At 38.6% G+C, this 20,954-nt stretch carries 20 protein-coding genes and 6 pseudogenes; 9 read left to right on the forward strand and 17 right to left on the reverse strand.

Going from position 1 to position 20,954, the window contains the following annotated elements; translation table 11 throughout:
* The first annotated feature begins 114 nt into the window (after positions 1–114).
* A complete protein-coding gene (locus ACQV1I_RS16245; RefSeq protein ID WP_094701851.1) occupies positions 115–675 on the forward strand; it encodes a TetR/AcrR family transcriptional regulator in 561 nt (186 codons plus the stop codon).
* Between the two features lie 81 nt (positions 676–756).
* On the forward strand, positions 757–1,206 hold the full coding sequence (locus ACQV1I_RS16250) for a GNAT family N-acetyltransferase (RefSeq protein ID WP_116333292.1): 450 nt from the start codon (positions 757–759) through the stop codon (positions 1,204–1,206).
* A 340-nt stretch (positions 1,207–1,546) separates the two neighbouring features.
* Here ACQV1I_RS16250 and ACQV1I_RS16255 read toward each other — a convergent pair.
* Positions 1,547–1,673: pseudogene (locus ACQV1I_RS16255) on the reverse strand (YolD-like family protein); the annotation flags it as partial.
* A gap of 177 nt (positions 1,674–1,850) precedes the next feature.
* Between ACQV1I_RS16255 and ACQV1I_RS16260 the strand changes: the two are divergent.
* Both ACQV1I_RS16260 and ACQV1I_RS16265 read left to right on the forward strand, forming a co-directional pair.
* Positions 1,851–2,255 carry a DUF3221 domain-containing protein gene (locus tag ACQV1I_RS16260; RefSeq protein ID WP_018674162.1) on the forward strand — a complete coding sequence of 135 codons (405 nt, stop codon included), beginning with the start codon at positions 1,851–1,853 and terminating at the stop codon, positions 2,253–2,255.
* 418 nt (positions 2,256–2,673) lie between these two features.
* The gene (locus ACQV1I_RS16265) at positions 2,674–3,660 is read left to right on the forward strand and encodes an iron-hydroxamate ABC transporter substrate-binding protein (protein WP_116333293.1); all 987 of its coding nucleotides are present in this window, start codon (positions 2,674–2,676) and stop codon (positions 3,658–3,660) included.
* Between the two features lie 1,207 nt (positions 3,661–4,867).
* Here the strand turns inward: ACQV1I_RS16265 and ACQV1I_RS16270 are convergent.
* The 3 genes from ACQV1I_RS16270 to ACQV1I_RS16280 all read right to left on the reverse strand — a co-directional run bounded on the left by ACQV1I_RS16270 (position 4,868) and on the right by ACQV1I_RS16280 (position 6,990).
* Complete coding sequence (locus ACQV1I_RS16270; RefSeq protein ID WP_094701854.1) at positions 4,868–5,629, reverse strand: LolA family protein; 762 nt, start codon at positions 5,627–5,629, stop codon at positions 4,868–4,870.
* Positions 5,630–5,818: 189 nt separating this feature from the next.
* The gene (locus ACQV1I_RS16275) at positions 5,819–6,001 is read right to left on the reverse strand and encodes a hypothetical protein (RefSeq protein WP_141213077.1); all 183 of its coding nucleotides are present in this window, start codon (positions 5,999–6,001) and stop codon (positions 5,819–5,821) included.
* Between the two features lie 224 nt (positions 6,002–6,225).
* A complete protein-coding gene (locus ACQV1I_RS16280; RefSeq protein ID WP_116333294.1) occupies positions 6,226–6,990 on the reverse strand; it encodes an SDR family oxidoreductase in 765 nt (254 codons plus the stop codon).
* A 237-nt stretch (positions 6,991–7,227) separates the two neighbouring features.
* On the opposite strand from ACQV1I_RS16280, the pseudogene ACQV1I_RS16285 reads away from it, so the two are divergent.
* Positions 7,228–7,323, forward strand: a pseudogene (locus ACQV1I_RS16285) (DUF3221 domain-containing protein); the annotation flags it as partial.
* 31 nt (positions 7,324–7,354) lie between these two features.
* Here ACQV1I_RS16285 and ACQV1I_RS16290 read toward each other — a convergent pair.
* From ACQV1I_RS16290 to ACQV1I_RS16310, 5 genes and pseudogenes are all read right to left on the reverse strand, one after another.
* On the reverse strand, positions 7,355–7,492 hold the full coding sequence (locus ACQV1I_RS16290) for a hypothetical protein (protein ID WP_161555059.1): 138 nt from the start codon (positions 7,490–7,492) through the stop codon (positions 7,355–7,357).
* A 147-nt stretch (positions 7,493–7,639) separates the two neighbouring features.
* Positions 7,640–7,900 (reverse strand): hypothetical protein, encoded by a 261-nt coding sequence (locus tag ACQV1I_RS16295; RefSeq protein WP_116333295.1) that lies wholly within the window; start codon positions 7,898–7,900, stop codon positions 7,640–7,642.
* A 276-nt stretch (positions 7,901–8,176) separates the two neighbouring features.
* A pseudogene (locus tag ACQV1I_RS16300) lies at positions 8,177–9,310 on the reverse strand (glycerol dehydrogenase).
* Positions 9,311–9,886: 576 nt separating this feature from the next.
* Positions 9,887–10,291, reverse strand: coding sequence for a DUF3221 domain-containing protein (locus tag ACQV1I_RS16305; RefSeq protein WP_116333296.1), 405 nt, complete (start codon positions 10,289–10,291; stop codon positions 9,887–9,889).
* 350 nt (positions 10,292–10,641) lie between these two features.
* The gene (locus ACQV1I_RS16310; RefSeq protein WP_438769532.1) at positions 10,642–10,815 is read right to left on the reverse strand and encodes a DUF7667 family protein; all 174 of its coding nucleotides are present in this window, start codon (positions 10,813–10,815) and stop codon (positions 10,642–10,644) included.
* A gap of 362 nt (positions 10,816–11,177) precedes the next feature.
* On the opposite strand from ACQV1I_RS16310, the gene ACQV1I_RS16315 reads away from it, so the two are divergent.
* On the forward strand, positions 11,178–11,411 hold the full coding sequence (locus ACQV1I_RS16315) for a spore coat protein (RefSeq protein WP_116333297.1): 234 nt from the start codon (positions 11,178–11,180) through the stop codon (positions 11,409–11,411).
* 100 nt (positions 11,412–11,511) lie between these two features.
* Here the strand turns inward: ACQV1I_RS16315 and ACQV1I_RS16320 are convergent.
* The 4 genes and pseudogenes from ACQV1I_RS16320 to ACQV1I_RS16335 all read right to left on the reverse strand — a co-directional run.
* Positions 11,512–11,685, reverse strand: a pseudogene (locus ACQV1I_RS16320) (YolD-like family protein); the annotation flags it as partial.
* A 375-nt stretch (positions 11,686–12,060) separates the two neighbouring features.
* A complete protein-coding gene (locus tag ACQV1I_RS16325; protein WP_116333299.1) occupies positions 12,061–12,144 on the reverse strand; it encodes a putative holin-like toxin in 84 nt (27 codons plus the stop codon).
* Between the two features lie 625 nt (positions 12,145–12,769).
* Positions 12,770–13,048 (reverse strand): annotated as a pseudogene (locus ACQV1I_RS16330) (phage terminase small subunit P27 family); the annotation flags it as partial.
* 1,154 nt (positions 13,049–14,202) lie between these two features.
* Entirely contained in the window at positions 14,203–14,646 is a 444-nt protein-coding gene (locus tag ACQV1I_RS16335; protein ID WP_094701860.1) for a hypothetical protein, read from the reverse strand.
* Positions 14,647–15,304: 658 nt separating this feature from the next.
* Here ACQV1I_RS16335 and ACQV1I_RS16340 point away from each other — a divergent pair.
* Complete coding sequence (locus ACQV1I_RS16340; protein WP_116333300.1) at positions 15,305–15,580, forward strand: hypothetical protein; 276 nt, start codon at positions 15,305–15,307, stop codon at positions 15,578–15,580.
* Between the two features lie 455 nt (positions 15,581–16,035).
* A complete protein-coding gene (locus ACQV1I_RS16345; protein ID WP_116333301.1) occupies positions 16,036–16,230 on the forward strand; it encodes a tyrosine-type recombinase/integrase in 195 nt (64 codons plus the stop codon).
* Positions 16,231–16,568: 338 nt separating this feature from the next.
* On the opposite strand, the gene ACQV1I_RS16350 is transcribed toward ACQV1I_RS16345, so the two are convergent.
* The 4 genes from ACQV1I_RS16350 to ACQV1I_RS16365 form a co-directional block, all read right to left on the reverse strand.
* Entirely contained in the window at positions 16,569–17,498 is a 930-nt protein-coding gene (locus tag ACQV1I_RS16350) for an MBL fold metallo-hydrolase (protein ID WP_116333302.1), read from the reverse strand.
* A 73-nt stretch (positions 17,499–17,571) separates the two neighbouring features.
* Positions 17,572–18,249 (reverse strand): DsbA family oxidoreductase, encoded by a 678-nt coding sequence (locus ACQV1I_RS16355; protein ID WP_116333303.1) that lies wholly within the window; start codon positions 18,247–18,249, stop codon positions 17,572–17,574.
* A 79-nt stretch (positions 18,250–18,328) separates the two neighbouring features.
* Positions 18,329–18,766 carry an Rrf2 family transcriptional regulator gene (locus ACQV1I_RS16360; RefSeq protein WP_116333304.1) on the reverse strand — a complete coding sequence of 146 codons (438 nt, stop codon included), beginning with the start codon at positions 18,764–18,766 and terminating at the stop codon, positions 18,329–18,331.
* Between the two features lie 667 nt (positions 18,767–19,433).
* Positions 19,434–20,414, reverse strand: a complete 981-nt coding sequence (locus ACQV1I_RS16365) for an ETX/MTX2 family pore-forming toxin (RefSeq protein ID WP_116333305.1) — start codon at positions 20,412–20,414, stop codon at positions 19,434–19,436.
* Between the two features lie 152 nt (positions 20,415–20,566).
* On the opposite strand from ACQV1I_RS16365, the pseudogene ACQV1I_RS16370 reads away from it, so the two are divergent.
* A pseudogene (locus ACQV1I_RS16370) lies at positions 20,567–20,914 on the forward strand (site-specific integrase); the annotation flags it as partial.
* Between the last annotated feature and the right edge of the window lie 40 nt (positions 20,915–20,954).

Consider the following 20,954-nt stretch of genomic DNA (forward strand, 5'->3'; position numbering starts at 1 on the left):
ATGGTAAAGGGATTTATCCGGTCTAACAATAAGCAAGAAAGTACAAGACGTAGGAAATCGAACGATGTATATACCATTGGTTCGAAAAGAGACATGTAGAAGGGTATTGATTATATGGAAGTAGATGTTCGCGTATATAAAACCAAAAAAAGCATTTCAGAAGCACTAATCAATCTGCTGAATGAAAAAGATTTCAGTCAAATTACGATAAAAGATATTTGCACCTGCTCTTTAACCAGCAAATCTACTTTTTACAGTCATTTTGTAGACAAGTATGATCTTTTGGAAAAAATAGTAAAAAAGCATGCCAGCTCTTTTAAAAAAGAAATTGCCCTGCGCTTTGAATCCATGGACCAAGGTAATGTGGCTGAAGTCATTGAAATGATTATAGATCAGACATCAGCAAATAAAACCGAGATCGCTACACTGTTAAACGTGCACGTGTCTTTAGCAGATTTACGTGTAGAATTTGAGACGATTTTATACAATGCCTGCTTTTCTTATCTGAAAAAAGAACTGACCACACCAACCGTCTCGATTGATTATCTAGCCCAACTATATGTGGCAAATGCTATGGTGCTTATGAACTGGACTTTAAAAAATGATAAAGACACGAGTGCGATTGACCTGGCCGACAAAATGCAACAGTATATTTTTAATCAGATCCATAAATAAGCATGTCAGCCAGACTTATTGATTAAGGATAGTACCAGCGTAGTGTCACAATTTTTTTATAAATAGACAGGTGATATAGTAATGGATATAAAGGTAAGAGATTATTTGGATGCTGACTATAATGAATTTCTTGAAATGGTAAAATCCCTCTATAGCGAGGATCTTGAAGGTCAACCAATGACCCGTACGAAAGTAAACTCTACTATTAACGAGTGTAAAAAAAATCCACAAAAGATTCGGATATTCATTTTATTACACAACAACGAGATTATTGGATATTCAATACTGGTTTTCTTTTGGAGTAACGAGTTTGGTGGAAACATTCTATTCATAGATGAGTTATACGTTAAAGAAGATTCCAGAGGTAGAGGGATAGGTACTTATTTTCTTAATTATATAGAGAAAATGGATAATATCGTTGCCCTTCAACTAGAAACAAATCCTTCCAATAAGAGGGTATGTAACTATTACACAAGATTAGGGTTTGAGGTTGTGGGAAATACTCAACTGATCAAAACCAAAGGATACTAATACGTCCAGCTAAAGAGCGCGGCGTTTGCACGTAGGCAATGACTCATTTCTATCATTTCTGAATCAGTTAGTTCCCTTGTTTTTTAATAAGCCAAAGCTCTACCATGCGTTGGTGGACGATTCACATCTGTACCATCTCCTAGCTTTAGCGAGGTATACAAAAAATTTAACGTAAATACAAACCTTCTGTAGTACAAATTAAACGCAATAACTCCGTGTTGGACTTATTTCCAGAATAAACGGGCATATTTCATAGTCTCAATATAAACCGGACAATTTGACCACAATATTTGAAACACCCGTTTCCTCCTACATGTTCTATCAAAATTATCCCCCCTCTCCATCCGGATTCAATCACGCCTCGATCTTCTTTCGTTGCTTTCCACCAGCTACTTGGTAAGCGCATAGTCATACTGTCGAGAGTCAAATATCCTGCAACAAAACTCGGCTAGCTCGTCCTCTTCCATGATCAGTTTCTCAATCAGTTTCTTATCCTCATGGATTCTCTTCAGATAAATCCAACCAAGCTAATTTTTAATTTAATTTTTGACATATTTGTTAATTATTTGAATATACAAAGGTTTTGCTATGTAAAAATAGAACCCCTACTATGTACGGATAAAATAAAGGGAGGAAATGTGATTATGTTATTTTCAAAAAACAAAGTAATAACAGCAGTAACCACTCTTACATTAGGTTTTGGATTTACGATGGGAGTAACACCAGCTCTTGCGGATTCAAATCAATCATCATTACAGCATACTTCTATCTCTTCTGTTGAGAAAGAGGAACAACAGCCTTTCACTGGCTATGTCATTTCTATTGATAATATATACATGGTTGTGGCAAATACTTCTACAAAAGAAGAAGCACTTTCCTATAAAGATAATTGGTGGGATTTAGCTTCTCAAAACAAAATATTAAGAGTCCCTGTATCTACTGGTGACCATTACGTTCTAGGAGAAAAATTGAATGTATTTGCAAAAGCATGGACTTTGTCAATTCCACCAATAGCAATCGCACCTACGATTGAAAAAATAGCTGATTAAAATCATACTTTTGTCTTGTCATTCAATATTTCAATAAAAAATACGACCTGAAAATTCCAGATATGATGTATTAATAACAAGACAAAATTCCCTAAAAGCATATCGTAAAAAGCTAACTTATTTTATAAGTTAGCTCAGCGTGTAGACAAAGTACCGTAAGGTACGAAGGTCTACACGCTTTTTTGTTAGTGTATGAATAAAGCAGGAAGGAGTGAGTTTATTGTTAAAAAACAGGACATTGTAGGACGTTATCAATTATCTATTGTTCCGTATTATTTCCTCACTCTGCCTGATGCGGCTTGACTTCATGCAGGCTACGTAGTATTTTATTAATTGCATAATCAGTAATGATAATCATTTTCATTATTTATTTAGAGTAATAAGAAGCTTACTGCTATCATTTTAGGAGGTTACATCCATGAATTTGCTGAAAAGAATACGTACAAAAGGGGGCATTTTCCTATTCTTTGCGCTGGTGTTAAGCGCCTGTGGAAATAATGCTTCTCCTATTGAACAAAAAGAAACAACACAAGAGAAACAAGCAGAAACCAGAATCTATAAAACAGAAAAAGGAGATATTACTATACCCGCCCATCCACAACGTGTTGTGGTAGGTGTTCAGGATTATGTTGGTGATGTACTAGCACTAGGGATTAAACCCGTAGGAGCTGCTGGCTGGGTGTTTGATACCCCCTACTACAAAGGGCATCTAGATGGTGTTGTAAAGGTTGGGGATAAGCAAGGTGTTTCTATGGAAACCATTATCGGTTTAAAGCCAGATCTCATCCTCACCTATCAAGAGGAATCTTATGAACAACTTTCTAAGATTGCTTCTACCGTTTTCATTCCGTATGGCAAATCTACTTACCGCGATCGATTGATCGAGATGGGTAAAATCCTTAATAAGGAAGCAGAAGCTAAGGATTGGCTAACCACCTTTGACAAAAAAATTGCTGAGAAGAAAAAAGAACTCTTTCAAAAAGTAAATCCAAACGAACAAGTCGCCATTGTCGAAATTTCTGATAAAGATATATTTATTTATGGAAAAACCTATGGACGTGGCGGAGATATTCTTTATGATGAATTAGGTTTACATGCACCAGCCAAAGTAGAAGCAGATGTATTTGAAACAGGCTGGGCTAAAGTTTCTTTGGAAGCAATCCCAGATTATCTAACAGAAGCTGATCATATTTTTCTTGGCGTTCGCAATACAAGTGTAGGGACGACGAGTGATACTGGTGCTAGCAAAAAACGAGTCGTTGAAACAACTATATGGAAGAACCTCCCCTCAGTTAAATCCGGTCATATTTACGAATATGACGTACAATCCATGTACTTTAAAGATGCTATGGCCCTAAATAACCAACTAGATCAAATTGTCAATAACCTCATGTCTAAAAAATAAGTTCGAAACAAAAGAGTATGTAGCTACTCCTTATTGGAGTAAGCTACACGCTTTTTTTGTTTCCTATTTTGCTTAAGAGAATCAGTCTATAATTTCGGAGTTCAATAACAAGTAAATAATCTCACTTTAAAATAGGGGGTAAAACTAGTCGCTGTTGCTGATATTGTCCCCTCCATGAAACAATCTGGTGAATCCCCCATGAGCTCGGTCTCATAAATGGAACAAAGAATGGCTCTGTCAAACCAGGTGGCACCTAAATCTCCTTCTCTGTCGGGATATCATCATTCATCGAGGTGATCTGTTACTCTGCTTGTACGACATGCGGAACGAGTAAAAAAGTGAGACACAAAGAAAGTATAATCTTGAAATATTTAGGATGCGACCCCACTGTTTAGGGGGCGTCAACCATTCCCATTTTTCGCGCTTGTATCCCCCACTGGAAAAATAATAGCAAGTCAGGAATTCACGGATTGGCCTGGCTACATCAGTCCGTTCAGAAATGGATATGACTCTTTAAAACAGGAGTTATGTTTAAGTACAGCGAGTATATTATTTACGACAAGCAAGGAAACATTCAGGAAACGGTTGCGACAACGATAGATGTTCCTTTTGGAGCAACGTAATCAATACCGTCATGGAAAGTTCTACCTTGGTTCCGGGCTTACTAAAATACTTTTTTCATAAAATCCTCCCAGTGAACCATATATGTATGACTATGTAAATTATGACGAAACATATGGGAATAGTTACAAGTTTTACGATATACAAATAGTTATGATGTAAAGTTTCAGGCAACAAATAAAAACTCACTTTTGAAAAATGTGCCATTTTTTTGTACTCTTTCATTTGAAAATTCATTTAGAACTTTTTTCACAGCAGACTTCCACTCGGTCTAGCGTTGGTACTGTGCAGGTTTTTGACACCCCACTCTCCCCCAAAACCTTTCTACACTTTTAAAAACTCACCTCACCCACTTTCTGCGACACTGTGAACATCTGTGCTTGGGCCTTGCTATGTATGGTAGGTATTTACCCAATTATGCAAGGATAATCACCCAAAAAGTATACAGCTAAATATAATATCGAGAACAATCAGATTAAGATAAGGAGTGATTGTATTTGGTTTGTTATCGTGTCCCTCGTACCTATGACGAATGTATGGAGTACATAAGAAAAAGCACCGCAATTGGGTGCTTAGCTACAATCTATTAATTTTTCTTTTTACTACTATCTATTAGTTTTACTCCTTTAGGTAAATCAAGCGTAAAATCTTTTTCATTAAATGTAGGATTAAAATTCACTTTGGTTACTGTATATTCTGAAGCCTGTGTTCCATTGTTGTCATTAATAGTTTCCTTTAATAGAAAACCCGTTTTTTTATCAACCCACAAATCTGTCAGGTAGACACGAGTCTTTCCCTGGAAAACGTTTTCTTGTTTGCGAGAAAAATGATATACCGGTCGATTCAGGAATGATTCTTCTACAACATGAAAAGTCATCTTACTGTCAGCTTGGATAGCTTCTTCCTTAAATCTTATCAGCTTTTGTTTTGTATGATTGATTTTATTATCAGCAATTGCTGTTACTCCTGCTGGGAAGAGCACTGCTTCCTTATCCCCCGCCTTATAAGACCTGGACTTACCTCCCTTACTAACGTAATAAGTTATCCTATCCTTATCAAATTCCTCTGTACGCAGCTCATTTTTTGTCGTATTATCCCAGATTTTACTTTGTATTGTATATGTTTCTTTGTTATTATTGGGCAAAATGATAGTAGACGTAAAGGTAGTTTCTGAGTATGTGGAAATTGGTTGTTTTTGATTGATTTCAGCAATCACCTGATCCAGATTCAAGGTTTTCTGCTGAATAGCTGTTGCGTTCACTGTTTGAGCAAAAACATGGGAAAATGGGGAAGTAGCCGAGAGAGCAAGAGTGAACATACTTAGGGCTAGAAATACTTGTTTTTTCATGAAATACCAACCTTTCTTTTTTCTTATTCCCCTATTTGATCCAGCAAAACAGATTTTGTGACACCACATCTTTCGGTATTGGTTCTTACCTTTGTAGATCATAAAAAATCATCGATCTTACATTGCTCTATGTCTCCCTATTTTGTAAGCATAAAAAATAGCCACCCGTAGGTGACTAACCTTCAAATCTCATGATAATCGTCCAAGAATATAAAAGTACTGATCTGATCCACATTTGGAGTGGAGAGCTACATAATAAATCTGTCGCTCTACTTCAGTAAGTGAGGTGTTGGCCAGACTCCTCTTTTTGGTCAGCAGTGAATGGCATTGTTGGCTTCCAATATCTGCTTCATCAACAGATCGTCCTTTCATGTATCCTTTATAGGCTCATACTTACTGTAGGGATCACGTCACGAAAAGAAAAAAATCGTACGTTAGCTTACAATTTTTTTCTTTTCAAAAACCACAATCACCCTAGTATGCCGATTATCGCTTGTACTGATCCTCTAAGACAAGCCATCGCCTCGATGACGGATACAATGCTCGGATAAATACAGTGAAATCTGGCTCTTAAGCTAGGTTTCGGAACCGTTGATTTACAGATGAGATCCGCCACTTGCATCAATCAATTGACCGGTTACCCAACGGCTGTCCGATGAGGCAAGAAAGGCGGCAATATCCCCCACATCTTCAGGCTCCCCCCACCTGTTGAAGGTTGAAAGACCAGCGGCAAATTTCTGTCCATTGGGATCTTGCAATGTCCCAGCATTCATCTCCGTATTAATAATGCCCGGTAGGATAGCGTTCACCGTAATATTACGACTCCCAAGTTGCTGAGCCAAGACGTGCGTAAGTGTGTTGACCGCACCCTTCGATATGCTGTAAGCAAAAACATTAGGGGAGGCCACTCGTGTAACAAACGATGAGATATTGATAATACGACCTTCATCCTTCATACGCGGCAAAGCTTGCTGGATAACAAAAAGCGGTGCTTTGACATTAATGTTCATGACTTCGTCAAAAGATTCTTCCGTCGTCTCTTCAATGGTTACAACTTGCCCGACCCCAGCGTTATTCACAAGAATATCAAACCGATTATCGCCTGTCAGCTTCCGAAGGGCTTCATCCAATTCCGCATATAAATCACGAATGCCGTTAAGGGTATTTAAGTCAGCTCTGATCGTGAATGCGGAACCTCCACTTTGTTGAATCTTATGAACCACTTCCTCTGCTTCATTTTGTCTTTTTCTAAAGTGCACTGCGACTAATGCGCCATCCTTTGCCAGACGTAACGCAATGCTACGACCGATCCCCCGGCTTGCACCTGTTACTAAAGCGATTTTACCTTTCAACTTACTCATGCCCTCATCTCCTTGTTTGGAATTCATGTTTAGTTATATCACAAGGTAAATTTTGAAATGTTGTGCTCTTATTCAGAATTCATGTCGTCAATGAGCTTACGAAAAACTAAATTAACGAAAACAAGTGCTCATTAAACTACAGTATGAGGCTGCGGGATTGAGGTATCGTGTATCAGATAACAAGAGTAAGTTCGAAAACACATGAAGAATATTTACGACTAATGAAAAAAATGTGGGCTTCTAGGTGAAAAGTGGAATGTTTTTGCAAAAGCATGGCCTTTGTCAATTCCACCAATAGCAATCGCACCTACGATTGAAAAAATAGCCGATTAATATCATACTTTTGTCTTGTCATTCTATATATTCAATAAAAAATACGGCCTAAAATTTCCATTTGTGATGCTTTCTCAATTTTACGAACTAAATGATCAGAAGGGACAAGCTCATCTAACGAAACAACGGACAGTTGGTAACGGGCTTCTGCATCTTGTCTTTTTAACAAGAAATTCACCCCTTTCCACTATATTGATACATTCAACAAAAAAGCGTGCAGACCCCCATACCTTTTGGTATTTTGTCTACACACTGAGGACTCCCGATTGGGAGTCCTATTTTTAAGTAAAATATCAACCATAACCTTTAATAGAGCCTATATATTAATACTTCGAGTGTTTACTTTTTTAATGTTATTTGAATCAGTAATATCATACGTCACTACTTCTAAATATGCTCCAACTACTCCTTCAAACGAACCTGTTCCATTTACTTCAAAACTTCCCTCGCCATGACCTGAACGTAATGTTACACCATCATTTTTTATTTCTAGGTATTGATCTACACTTAGTCCATTCGCCAGCTCAGTAGACATTTTTTCAAAGTAAACCCTTTTTTCTCTTGCATACCCATCCATCCAGTATAGGATCCAGTAGCTTTTATTATTATTTTATCGTTTAATCTGCATGGAAATCCAGTTCAAAAATAGGAACTTCATTCTCTATAATAACCTCACTCACCTTATCAACCAGATATTTCGGGTTGTGTAAAGAGTATGGTATTCTGATCGATCTTTGCATATTTCTTATCCGTCTACATCGATAAGAAACGTTTTGATTTACTTGGGATTCCAATAACTATCTCGTTAACACGTAGCGGGCTAAACGGTTGATTAATTTGAAGAGCAGGAGTATTACTCACCCTTTTTCTTAAATTCCTGCCCGATCTGATCCGCTACGATAATAGCCGCTACTACATCTTCTTCACTCATCGGGAAAGGCATAGAATGAATAGACTCTTCAATTATACAAGCTTTCTGGGCGACATTGTGCAGCTCGGCTCTGGTGACATTCGTTACACCGATATCAGCAAGACTCACTGGAAGACCTACACTTACACAGAATTTCAATACCTCGTTTATTTCTGCTGTGTTTGTATTTTCAAGGACTAATTGAACAAGTGTAGAAAATGCGACTTTCTCACCATGATAATACGAATGGGTTCCTTCCAACGCAGTTAGGCCATTGTGAATCGCATGTGCTGCTGCGAGACCACTGCTTTCAAACCCTATCCCTGACAAAAGGATGTTCGTTTCGATAATATTTTCAAGCGCTGGCGTGACGATATTTAAATCACAAGATATTTTAGCTTTAAGACCGTCTTCAAGCAGTGTTTCTTAGCAAAGCTTAGCAAGGGCAAGGGCAGCTCTCGTGCCTTTGACTGGCTGACCGACTCCAGCATTTGCTCCACAAGGAAGCCCTGCATTCACATTGGAATAAGAGTTAGCGGTTGCTCTTGCTTCAAAGTAAGTAGAAAGCGCATCCCCCATACCCGCAACAAGAAAGCGTGTAGGAGCATTAGCGATAACGTTTGTATCTATTAATACTACACTTGGACTTTGCTTAAAGTAAGCATAATCATCAAACTCCCCTTCTGGCGTATAAAGAACGGCAGAATGGCTTGTTGGTGCGTCCGTCGCTGCAATTGTCGGCACAATAATTAACGCTTCTCCTTCTGCTACACATTTCGCAGTATCAATTGCTTTACCCCCACCTAATCCAATGGTGCAAGAACAAGCATGTTCCTTTGCAAGCTGTTGCAATCTATGAACTTCATTTCGAGAGCACTCTCCGTTGAAACCGCTTACAATAATTGTTACACCAAATTTTTCCATAGTTTGCTTAAGTTTATCTTTCACACGTGTTATATCATCTTGATGAGCAATAAGAAGAGCTGAATCACCAAATGTCTTGATGAAATACCCCAAATTAACTATTTCATTTTCACCCTGAACATACTTAGTTGGACTAATAAAAGCTTTTCTCATTTGAGTAATCCTCCTTTGTGTTAATGTACCCCCATTATAGAGCTACCTTGTACAAAGATCATTGAACAATCCACTCCAAATAAAGCGCTTTCTCGTCGTATTATCTTATCCTTCAAGTACTAAAATGGTATTATCTTGTCCTGCCATACGAGGAACAGGGAGAAAAGACTCTTATTGAAGAAGGACTGTTCAAATAGAAAGGGGTTCGGGTTCTTAAAGACAGCGTGAATACGTTAAAGAAGCTCAACTTGCAGCCTCAAAGTTTGAGAAAAAAATAATGGGTGGATTTGAGCAAATAGACATAGGTTTTTAAGTTTTGCTATCTCCCAAGCTCTTTTAGCGTTAGCACTCAGACCAAAACGTATTTCAAATTCCAGCCTGACGAAAGATATTAAAGCTAATATGAGCAGTACGCTAGGTTAGAAAAGACACAATGTTGAAAAAGAAAGAGCCCCTTTCATATTGAAAAGGGGCCTGATTGACATTTACAACAAAGTGGTCTTCAAAGGGCAACTGAACCGTACATAAAAACTGCCATAACATGTAATACATAGCTGACAAGTCAGAAGTATGATATTAATCGGCTATTTTTTCAATCGTAGGAGCAATTGCTATTGGTGGAATTGACAAAGACCATGCTGTTGCATATATATTCAACTTTTCACCCAAAACGTAATCGTCACCAGTAGAAATAGGGACTCTTAATATTTTATTTTGAGAAGCTAATTCCCACCAATCATCTTTATAGGAAAGTGCGTCTTCTTGTGTAGAAGTATTTGCCACAACCATGTACATATCATCAATAGAAATAACATAGCCAGTGAAAGGCTGTTGTTCCTCTTTCTCAATAGAAGAGATAGAAGCATGCTGTAAGACGGATTGGTTTGAATCCGCAAAAGCTGGTGCTACTCCCATCGTAAATCCAAACCCTAGTGTAAGAGTGGTTACTGCCGCTATTAATTTGTTTTTTGACATTTTCATAAATATGTCTCCTCCTTATATTTTGTCTGTACATAGTATAAATTCTTTTTTAACTACAAAAAACCTCCATTTTTTCTAATATTTAACAAACAAGACATAAATTAACGAAAATAAATGTAGGTGAAGTTATCTGAAGAGAATCCTCATCAGCCTTTTGTTTGATTATGTAATGTCTTTTAGATCCATTCATGTCAGCATAAACACCATATCTTACAATTTTTAGATACCATTACTTCCTTTCATTTTTTACGCACCTTGAAGTTAATTTACAAAAGAAAAAATCGTTTCCTTATTTCTTAGGAGACGATTTTCTTCATTTTATTTCATCCTTGAATTTTTTCTATCCTTGCTCAACGCTCGTGCTGCCATTCGGTATCATTTGTTAGGCTGGCATTCAAAGATAAGTTTTTGAGTTTTGCTATCTCCCAAGCTCTTTTAGTGTTCGCACTCAAGCAATGGCTCATTTCTGTCATTTCTGAGTCAGTAAGTTCCCTTGTTTTATTGATGAACCAAAGCTCTGCCATCCGTTGATGGACGAAAACTTAGCAACTATTAATTTCCTTTTGGCGGTCCCATAGGTTCTAAAGCTCTGTTGCCTTCTAACTGATCCTAGAGAACCTATTTCTGGTCCGTGACTACCTGACATCTCATTTCTCCCCCCTGTTTTTTATGTATTGCTAAACGTAATCACCATATTCTACATAAAATAGCACAACCCCTTTTCGGTTATCCGTTAGAGGGGGGGTCGCTGTACCCCTGTTCCCACAGGGAATACATTCTAGCTAGTTGAAGGATGCACTGCTTAGACTTCTACACTAATAACATAGGAAATGAAGTAAAAACATTAATAATGATTATGTTAAAATCCCTTGCTAACCTTTAGAGCTTGGTCATTTTTTCGAACTACGCAGTTGCTTTGACTGAGGTAGCTACTCCTGACGTTCGTACAATCTTGCACAAACAATTAGATGATGCCATCGCTACTCATGAAAAAATAACAAACTACATGATGAGCAAAGGTTACTATCATGCTTATAATATAAACGAGCAAATTCAAATGGATATGAAGACCGCAAAAACAACCTTGAATCTTCCTGAGTCATCTCAATCAATATTTTAAAATAAAGTGTGGAGCTCTCTCGAATCCTTTTCCTTTTGGGAAAGGATTTTTGTTTGTTGATCCAATTAACCAATCTTGGCGTTTTAGTATACCTGTTCTGTTAATATTCCACTCTCACTACATCTTCTAAAGGTATCCACCAGAAATCCTCATCATTCTTTAGCTGGATCTGTTTAAACGTTGAATCAAACTTCTCTCCCGATCTCCAAGCAGATTCAATTACTCCTCGACCTTCTTTTGTCTCTTTCCACCAGCTAATTGTTTTCGCGTATTCGGTGAAGGGGGTTCTCATGTTTTTAAGGTGATTAATAAGTTGTTTAAATAAAGTTAACCCTCTAGGGCTACTGATCTTACCCCTGTCAAGTAGACAACTTTAAACAAGCCCCATTTAGGCTACCTGAGTTTGGTATTCTATCGGACTCAGGTTTTTAATCGATATTGAAACCGTTGCTGACTATAGAACTTAATGTACGTGAAGAGCTTCTTCCGCCATGAAAACTTTCGTTCACCAACTAAACTTTTGTCAAATACTAAATAAATACTAATTACAAAAATTTGAAAACTCGGTACAATAGTTTGTCCCTGCAAAGGGTCGGCTCAAAGACTTTCAGAAGAATAGACTTCCCCTACTTGTCAGGTCAAGGGAGGTCTATTTCCTTTTGTGGAAAGACAGTACGGCAATGACCAATAATCCAAATGCTATCATTAATGAAATTGCCTCGTATACCGTCATACTCTCACCCCCTTCCCTATCGGGATAAAAGAGAGTGAGCCGACCACCCTTGAGAGCTGCACTATTGTATTAGGTGAATTATAGCAGTAAATGGAATCTTTGGTATATAGTTTTTCTTGATATATTCTCAAGCATCTAAGGCTACGGGAATAACGTTCTCCTTTCTTTCCCAACCGGTCACTCTTTTGAACATCACTACTCTTGCCCATAATTGTTTAATAACTGCCCCATGAGAGAATGCTGGTTTGACTGCCTTAACAAATTCCTTCGGGATGTAGCTTGGAATAACTATGAAATCCTTGTCCAGCCGTGTAACTGAACAGGAAGAAGTCTCTCTTAACGATTATCTGATAACTTGGCTAAATGAGTATAAAAAGGACACCATTGGTAAAAACACATTTGAGTTACACAAGATAAATATCGTAGATCACATCGCCCCCTTCTGCCGCTATACCACTTGCGTAGTAAAACATACAAAAAATTAATACAGTGAGTAAATAAGACCATCCACCAAAAAGACACGTAACTGCTGCACTTCCTACGGCTGAAAGAACTTTGAGTAAGTTTTCCATGTATCATAAATCACCAAACGTCTTTTCGACCTCGCTTGCACTGTCAATTCCGTTTCTAGTAAGGCGTCTGTGACCTTTATATACATCTTTCGGGCATATAAAAAGCGAGCCAACGCATCTACATCAAGATTAGTCATGATGCCGATATGCAGTAGCTCGCCTGCTATCTTTTTAAATTCTTTTTTCAAGTCTTTCGGTAGGTAGCTAGGTGGCTTAACTTTGTCGTTTGCCGCCTTTATTTCTTGGGCTTTACGCTGTTCTATTTCTGCTTTTGTTAAGTTTTTCTTTCCCTTGTAAAGCAACAAGTCAACTGGTTGCCTTGGTCTAGCCATCTCCTCACCTTCATTTCTGAAAATCCATTTAGGGAACTTTTTTACGGAAGACTACTACGCGGTCTAGCGTTGGCACTGTGCAGGTTTTCGATACCCACTCCTCAATCCTCCCATTCCTATCTGCGGCTCTGTGAACGTCTGCATTTTGGCCTTGCTATGTATTGGTAGGTATTCACCCAATTATGCATGGATAATCACCCAAAAAGTATACAGATAAATATAATATCTAGAAAATTAAGATTAAGATAAGGAGTGATTGTATTTGGCTTGTTATAATGTCCCTTATACCTATGAGCAATGTATGCAGGAGTGCACATCTGGAGAAAATCCAGGTACAGTTGAAGAATGCGAGCCTGTATGTAGACAGTATAAAACAAGACCTTGGTATACAATATGTACAGAATCTATGCCATATGCGCCTTCAACACCTTACGGCATGAGTCAACCAGTGCCTTACAGTCCACAGCCATATCTCTATCCTCTTAACCCTCAACCTCTTCCACCTATCCCTTACCACTATTATTCTTTTCTTCCTGACGATGATTGTGTTAGGGAATGCAGAAGACTGGGAATACCTTCTTTAAACTGCTGCTATAGATGTGGATATTGTTAACTGACATGCTTTGAATTAACGTTATGTTTGCGAACTCCGACTCAAAAGTTACAGAAACAATGAGTTACCCCGTAAATGTTGTACAAATATTGTTCCAATAACAGGAATCTATAATTTAATAAAAAGTGGTAGTCTGGAACATATTTTTTCTTCCTGACTACTACTTCACTAAACACCTTCCATCATATAGATCATGTCTCGAATAAATTGATAGATTATCTCCAGCAAACAGGTCTTTAATGGTTTGCTAGGCATTGTTTCATCCCCCTTGTTTAATAGAAAAAATATCTATCAAAATGACCTGTATATATTTATTTCTTTTGTGTACTAATTGCATACATCACGCAGCAGAAACTAAAGTTACTGTTGCAGAAATGAGAATTATTGCTTACAGAAACTACAGTTCAAACAGAGTTATTGCAACATGATGTAAACATAAGCAAACATATTTTTATTAGGAGATTTTTTTGATTCCAATAAAAAAATACATGATCCAAAAAGAGGATCATGTATAGTGATATCTTCTTTACAAAACGGGATTTCAACTTATTCTATGGAATCGTACATATCCTGCATACCTATCAAAACTACCTTGATACCCCCCGTTAATCCATCCGCCATCCCCATTATTCCAGAATTCACCATCTGTGAAAACCCACACTCCATAAAGAATGCTACCATAACGTACTGTATAAGATGTTTGAATGCCTTGTAGATTATGAGAATATCTTTGATTTAAATTATAAACCACCACATTCTTTTTTCCTTGACCCACTTGGTAAAAAGCATGGTAAAGTGTGTCTTTAACAAAATTCTCACGGGCATCATCTGCTGAAAGAACACTTTTTTCAGACTTATTAATACTTGGTGGAAATTGGTTTGGGGTGTTGATTACATTTTCACTCGCTAATGCTCCTGTCGCTCCTGCTGATAACATCAGAGACAATCCCATTAATGAAATTAAAAACTTGCGTACAACTTTCATTTTTACCATCCTCCTCTTAATTTCAATAATAAACCTTTATTGTAAAAAAATTACATAAAAGATTATGGATATATAATACCCCGTCAATTCTGTATTTTCAATATACTTATTTTAATTATATTCATGCTTGACATAAAAATAGCCACCCGATTGATCGAGTAGCCTGCCCTTGCTTTTATTTACCTATTTCCATTTTATCACCTTATTCTTCAAATGGAGCGCCATTCTACCGCCAATATTCCGCCATGATATCTGCTTACTAATCGCTATTCCCCTACGCTTATCCAAGATTTGTATTTAAGGCGTATTCTCCATTTGAAACATTAGAAATTCATCTTCCAATCCTTTTTAGTGAAGAAATGAATGATACTCAACTTGTTATGCAAGTGCTGTACGATACTCTCTTTGTAGTTCTAATAAAAAGTGACTGTTTGGTTCTTGTTTAATTGCTCATTAAAGAAGTCCCTCAAATTTATTTACTTTTATCTTATGTTCTTGGCGTTGATCGGGAGTCATTTCCCAATCAAACAGCCTTGCATATTGTTGCGAAGTATATATAAATCTTATGCATTAATTGTTGTTGTTTTTTTGTGAGAGAAAATCAAAATTTTATCCGGTATGCAGTAATAATAAACTTTCGAAAAGAGGAATTTATAAAATGATCTACAATGGATTTTATGTTGATAAAAATGGACGTGCTAATAAATGTCCCCGATGCTTAAATGAACAAATTAATGGTGGAGAATATTGTAAAATATCTGGTGTTACGATAGTTAATAAACATACAAGAACAGATTATAATGGCTACCCAGAGTGCGAAGAAATTGCGGAAGGAAATGCACGTTATTGTACAAAATGTGGTGAGAAAACTACATTCTTTAAAGAGGGTCTACTAAAGCTTGGGAAGTTAATTAGAAGAAACATCAAAAGATGAGGTAGTAAAACACCCAATTTCCGATCCTTTTTCTATTAATACACCTAGAGACATTAGTAATGATGACTTGCCATTTTAGTTTTAATTACTTATATTTCTTTTGATCCTGAGGACACATAACCGTTCAGGTTGTTTCCTATACGCTTAAAGCGCACATTCTTATATTAAGGATTTTTAATAGAAACTGGAACACGAAAGGGTGAAGCCCTTGCATTGCAATGGAGCTAATATAGACCTTGTCAATAATAGAGTAAGAATCGTTCAAACGTAAAAACCTATCACTCCGAACGTGAAATCCCAATTACTAGTAGTCTTTCGGTTGAATTACAAAATCATAGGTCCCGTCAGAACGATAACAAACTTAGGTATAAAAATCAGTATAAGCATGACCTAAATCTTATTTTTAGTAGAGAACCCCTTTACCAAAATCAACTCTCTTTAATGCATTTAGAAGAATATTAAAACGGGTTGATCTTCCAGAATTAAGTATCCATTATCTTCGCCACAATAATGCAGTTTTAATGTTAGAGTCAAAAGTAGAAATGAAATTTATTCAAAAAGCTTTGGGGCATAGTTCTATGAAAATTACATCTGACGTCTATTCTCATGTGGGTAGAACAATCGAAACAGATGCCATTAACCGTTTTTGAAAAACATACCCAAAATATTTTTTCAAAGGGGGCAGAAAAATTATTCATGACAATCTACGATTTTTGCCCACAAACAAGAAAAACCCTCACGCATACAGGCGCAAGGGTTCTGAAATGTTTTTCAATTCAAAAATACGCGTTAAATCAATGTTTCACAGTTTTTGTAGTTTCAGAATATATCATTGTTTTTCAAACTAAGGATGGGCTTGGCTGCACTGACGTGTATCCGCCGAGCGGACCGTAATTCTGAAAACGCCCGGGCCTGAACCCGGGCGCCTTCATACACTGCAGACAGTGGTTAACCATCTCCGCATCTAACGGTCGGAGTCGGCGTTATATCATGGCCAGGAACGCTCACCCTTGATCACCTGGGCGCTCAGTTCCAGATCACTTGTGTTCTTTAAGTCCGGGTGGGCCTTCTGCATCGCCGCAATCAGCTCAGCGGAATTCTTGGCCTGCTTTGCCGCAGCTTCAAATTCCACAATGTAATCACGGGTGAAGGCGACGTTGGATGTATCTTCGGAGCTCTTGTCCAGGTAATGGCCCGGGATAACCCGCTCCGGCTTCAGGGCAAGAATCCGGTCCAGAATCTCCCGCCAGTGGTCACGGCTCTCCGGGGTCTGGTTGTCTGCCATCCAGACATGCAGGTTCTCGTAGATCGGCACTCCGCCCAGGATGGTCTTTTCCGACGGAACCCAAAGGACGGTGTGAGACGGATCCGAACCGTCGAGACCGATCACCTGCACGGTTTCGCCATCGACCGTCAGCTTATCCCCGTCAAGGACATCGGGGACGATCAGCGCGGTCGGGGCGTTTTCTTTCATGATCGGACTCCAGTAATCACTCTTGAGCTGGATGGTTGACTTGATCCCTTCCACAGTAGCCGGGGTGGCTACGATCTTTACGTCAGGAAATGCCTCGCGAATCGCCGACAGGCCGAAGTAGAAATCCGGATCCTTGTGGCTGATATAAACCGTAGTCAGCTTCTTTCCAGTGTCGCGGATCATCTTGACCAGTTGCTCGGCGTTGTTCTTTTCGAACTGAGCATCGACGAGCAGCACTTCGTTCGGCCCTTCGATCAGGCTCGATGTGACGGAAAAGAGGCCGTTTTCTCCAGCGTTGAACGGCGTGATCTTCAGATCCGCCGCCGGTGTCTGAGTTCCTTCGCTCGCGGTATTCGTCTTACTCGCCTCGCTGGAGCATGCGCTCAGCAAAAGCGTGAAACAAAGCAACAAAATAACTCCCATTGATGATTTCTTACTAAACATCGGTAAATCTCCCTCTCCCTTATATTAATAACGATTATCAAAACAGTAACGTAACGCCGTCAGCACAAGCTGCTCACTCAGATTCGCTTCCGGCATCGTCCAATACGTTCAACGACTGCGATTCCTTCCAAGCCGTCTGCAAAGCATTGAGAAACATGTCGGTTGGCTGCGCCCCCGATACGGCGTATTTTCGGTCGATGACGAAGAACGGCACTCCGCTGACGCCAAGCCGGCTTGCTTCTTCCTCGTCAGCGCGGACTTCGGCGGAATAATCTTCACCGGCAAGCACCTTGAGCGCTTCATCGCGATCCAACCCGACCTTCACCGCTAATTCCACCAGCGTTTCGTGGTCGCCCAAATGCCGGGAGTCGGTAAAGTATGCCCGGAACAGTTCCTGCGCCATCGGGTTCATTTTACCTTGCTTGAATGCGTACTTCGCCAACCTATGGGCATCGAATGTGTTCGTCAGAATTAAGGTGTCAAATTGGAAGGTAAGCCCGACTTCCTTCGCTTTACCGCTAAGATTTTCGTTCATCGCAATCGCTTGATCCCGGCCCATGCCGTACTTGGCGACCAGCATGTCATGCACGTCGTAATCCACGTCTCTCTGTGCTTTCGGATCAAGCTCGAAGCTTCGGAAAACAACCTCAACATCGTCTTTGTGCGCAAATTTATCAAGCGCCTCTTCGATCCGTTGTTTGCCGATGTAACAGAAGGGGCAAGCAAAATCGGACCAAACTTCAACTTCCATTCTGGGAACCTCCTTTCAATTTATTTCGAGATTTGAAGTTGTAACCAATTCAGTTACAATAATTCCAAAAAAAATGGGTTCACTTTCTCATGTTGATATGTTCGGCAAACTCGGAAGGTAACTCATGCAGCGTTATGTCAGCCAGGATCGCTTCCATGGCGTTTTGGGCCCGTCTTACGATCAGTTCCAGAACAGCTTGAATGTTCGCACCGACCGGACAGTCGGGATTCGGCTGTTCATGGAGATGAAAGAGCTCCCCTTCCTCCACGACTTCCGCCGCCTGGTAAACATCCAGCAGCGTAACTTCTTCCAGCCCTTTAAGCAAAAAAGCACCGCCTTTGCCGGCTCGAACGCCCGCCAATCCTGCTTTCTTTAGCTGCCCGAGTATTTTCCGAATGATAACCGGATTCGTTCCGACGCTACCAGCAATCCATTCCGACGTGCAGTGTGCATCCTTGGCTGTAGAAAGCAACGAAAGAATGTGAACCGCTATGGAAAATCTGCTGCTTATTTTCATTACTGATACCCTCTCGATGTAACTATTATAGTTACAACACATAACGAGTGTCAAGAGGGCTTTTGATATTGTTAATTTTGTAAAAGGAACTTCGATATATTTCTTCGTTTTAGTTCAGATATACTGTTTTTAACAAAAATGTTCCTATTCTAACCATTTGCGGAACTACCTAAGATTGTTTTTCGGAATTTTACACAAATTTGCCCCTAGTGTCACGGACGCTGGGATTGCCCCTTAGTAGCAGAAGTCTCTAGCATACTTGAGTCCGAAAAAACGGATGCTGAAAAACTTTCCGAAATTACCTCAATGATGGACGTAGCAAGAGAAAGCACTTGCTATGTTTGTTTACTCGATAGCGAAGAAGAGTATCCTAGCAAAACCAAAGGGTTATGCCAAAAGCATTACGGCGAATGGTATCAGAGAAACAAAATAGCGAGCAAAAAATATCATAAAGAGCCCTACAACCGAAACGTGAACTGACCCCATAAAGTGAGACAAGGAAAAACACCTCCCTAAATCGTAAATAACGATTTGGCGGAGGTGTTTGATTTTGGGTACTAAAGTTCATTATCCAGCAGAAACAAAATGGTAACGACTTATAAATTAAACTTAAAAATAACCTAAAGCCTTAAGTGTATTTCTAAGTTGATGGAACCTTCTCAAAATATTATTTGAAACTTCTTGTTTCCACTAACTTAGGATTTGATTTATCTGTAATATCATAAACCTTTACAATTAGCATACTACCAAATGTACCTTCGACTTTAGCTGTCCCTTCTGCCTTTACATCATTATTTTCAAATTTGATTCCGTTTATACTATTTTTTTGAGAAGCAGTTAGGCCCTTCCAATAATTCACAGTATTATCGCTAAAAGTGTATTGTTTCCAAGCACCCATACCATTTGGAGCCCAATATGATGCAGTTCCCTTTATTGTAGTCGCAGGCTTAACACCTACACCGGTAAACGTAACATCACCCCAAAAATTTCTTTGTTCCAATACAACGTCTGCTTTATATTTTTTATGCGGTGGAACTTCTATAGATTGTGCAGATGCTTCTATTGATTTTGTCTCAGATTTTGTTTTTGTCTCTGTAGTAGAAGAATTGAATTCTCCATTTATTTTTATACCGTTATTTAAGAGCAGTGGAATGGTAAATATGTTACTACCGTCACCCGAACCTCCCACTTTAAAACCCTTTGTTGTCGCTGTCGCTATTGACTCTGTTACACTCTTAGTATATTTAGCTGTTGAAAACTTCTGGCTTTGCTCTGTAGTATTCTCAAATATATTTTCTCCTACGTATTCAACGATTTTACTATCAAAGTTCAATTTATTTTCAGTACCCGTAATACTGAAGTTAACTTTTGTTTCAACACTATCTGGTCTTGATCCAAAAGTCAGTGTAGGCCATGACTCAATTTTTGTACCTGCAATGTTATTAGTATAATGGTATTCTCCTATTTTCTTTAATTCTGATTGGACATCTGTAACACCAACTTTTACATTTTCATTAACACTAGTTGGAGTATTTTCTGTTGCTAATGCACTACCAGATGCAGATATACAAGGTATGCCAATTGAGGTGGCTAACATAATTGCTACTATAGGTTTTTTCAATCGGTTTTTGTTCATTTTTTTCTTCATCTTGAAATCGCTCCTAACATTATATTTTTGAAAACGTTTTCATGGAAATTTTAACATAATATTTATATTCACTTTTTTTGAAATGTTAATATTTTGTGAAGAATAATTTGATAATACTACTATAGAGATTCCTAAATAGAAAATCATTTAACAAGACACGGATGCGAAAAGGTGAAGCTGCTGCACTTCAATGGTCTGACATTGATTTAAAACAAATGACCATCAGCATCAACAAAACGCTCGATTTTTCTGCCAAGGATAGAAGTGAGCTATTTGGTGATACAAAAACCTATCACCTGTTAGAACTGCCCATACATTCTTTACGACACACTCACGCAGTTTTGCTTTTAGAAACAGGAGTAGATATGAAATACATTCAAGAGCGTCTCGGACACGGCAGCCTTCGAATCACATCAGACGTATACGCCCACATATCTAAAAAAATCGAAACTGATTCGATAAGCAAATTCGAAGAGTATATGCAAAATATTTACGACTAATTGAAAAAAATGTGGGTGTTTTGTGGGTGCGTATGTGGGT

Origin of the sequence: Brevibacillus sp. JB24b (assembly GCF_051713385.1) — a bacterium.
In the GTDB taxonomy this organism is placed as follows: Bacteria; Bacillota; Bacilli; order Brevibacillales; family Brevibacillaceae; genus Brevibacillus_B; species Brevibacillus_B laterosporus.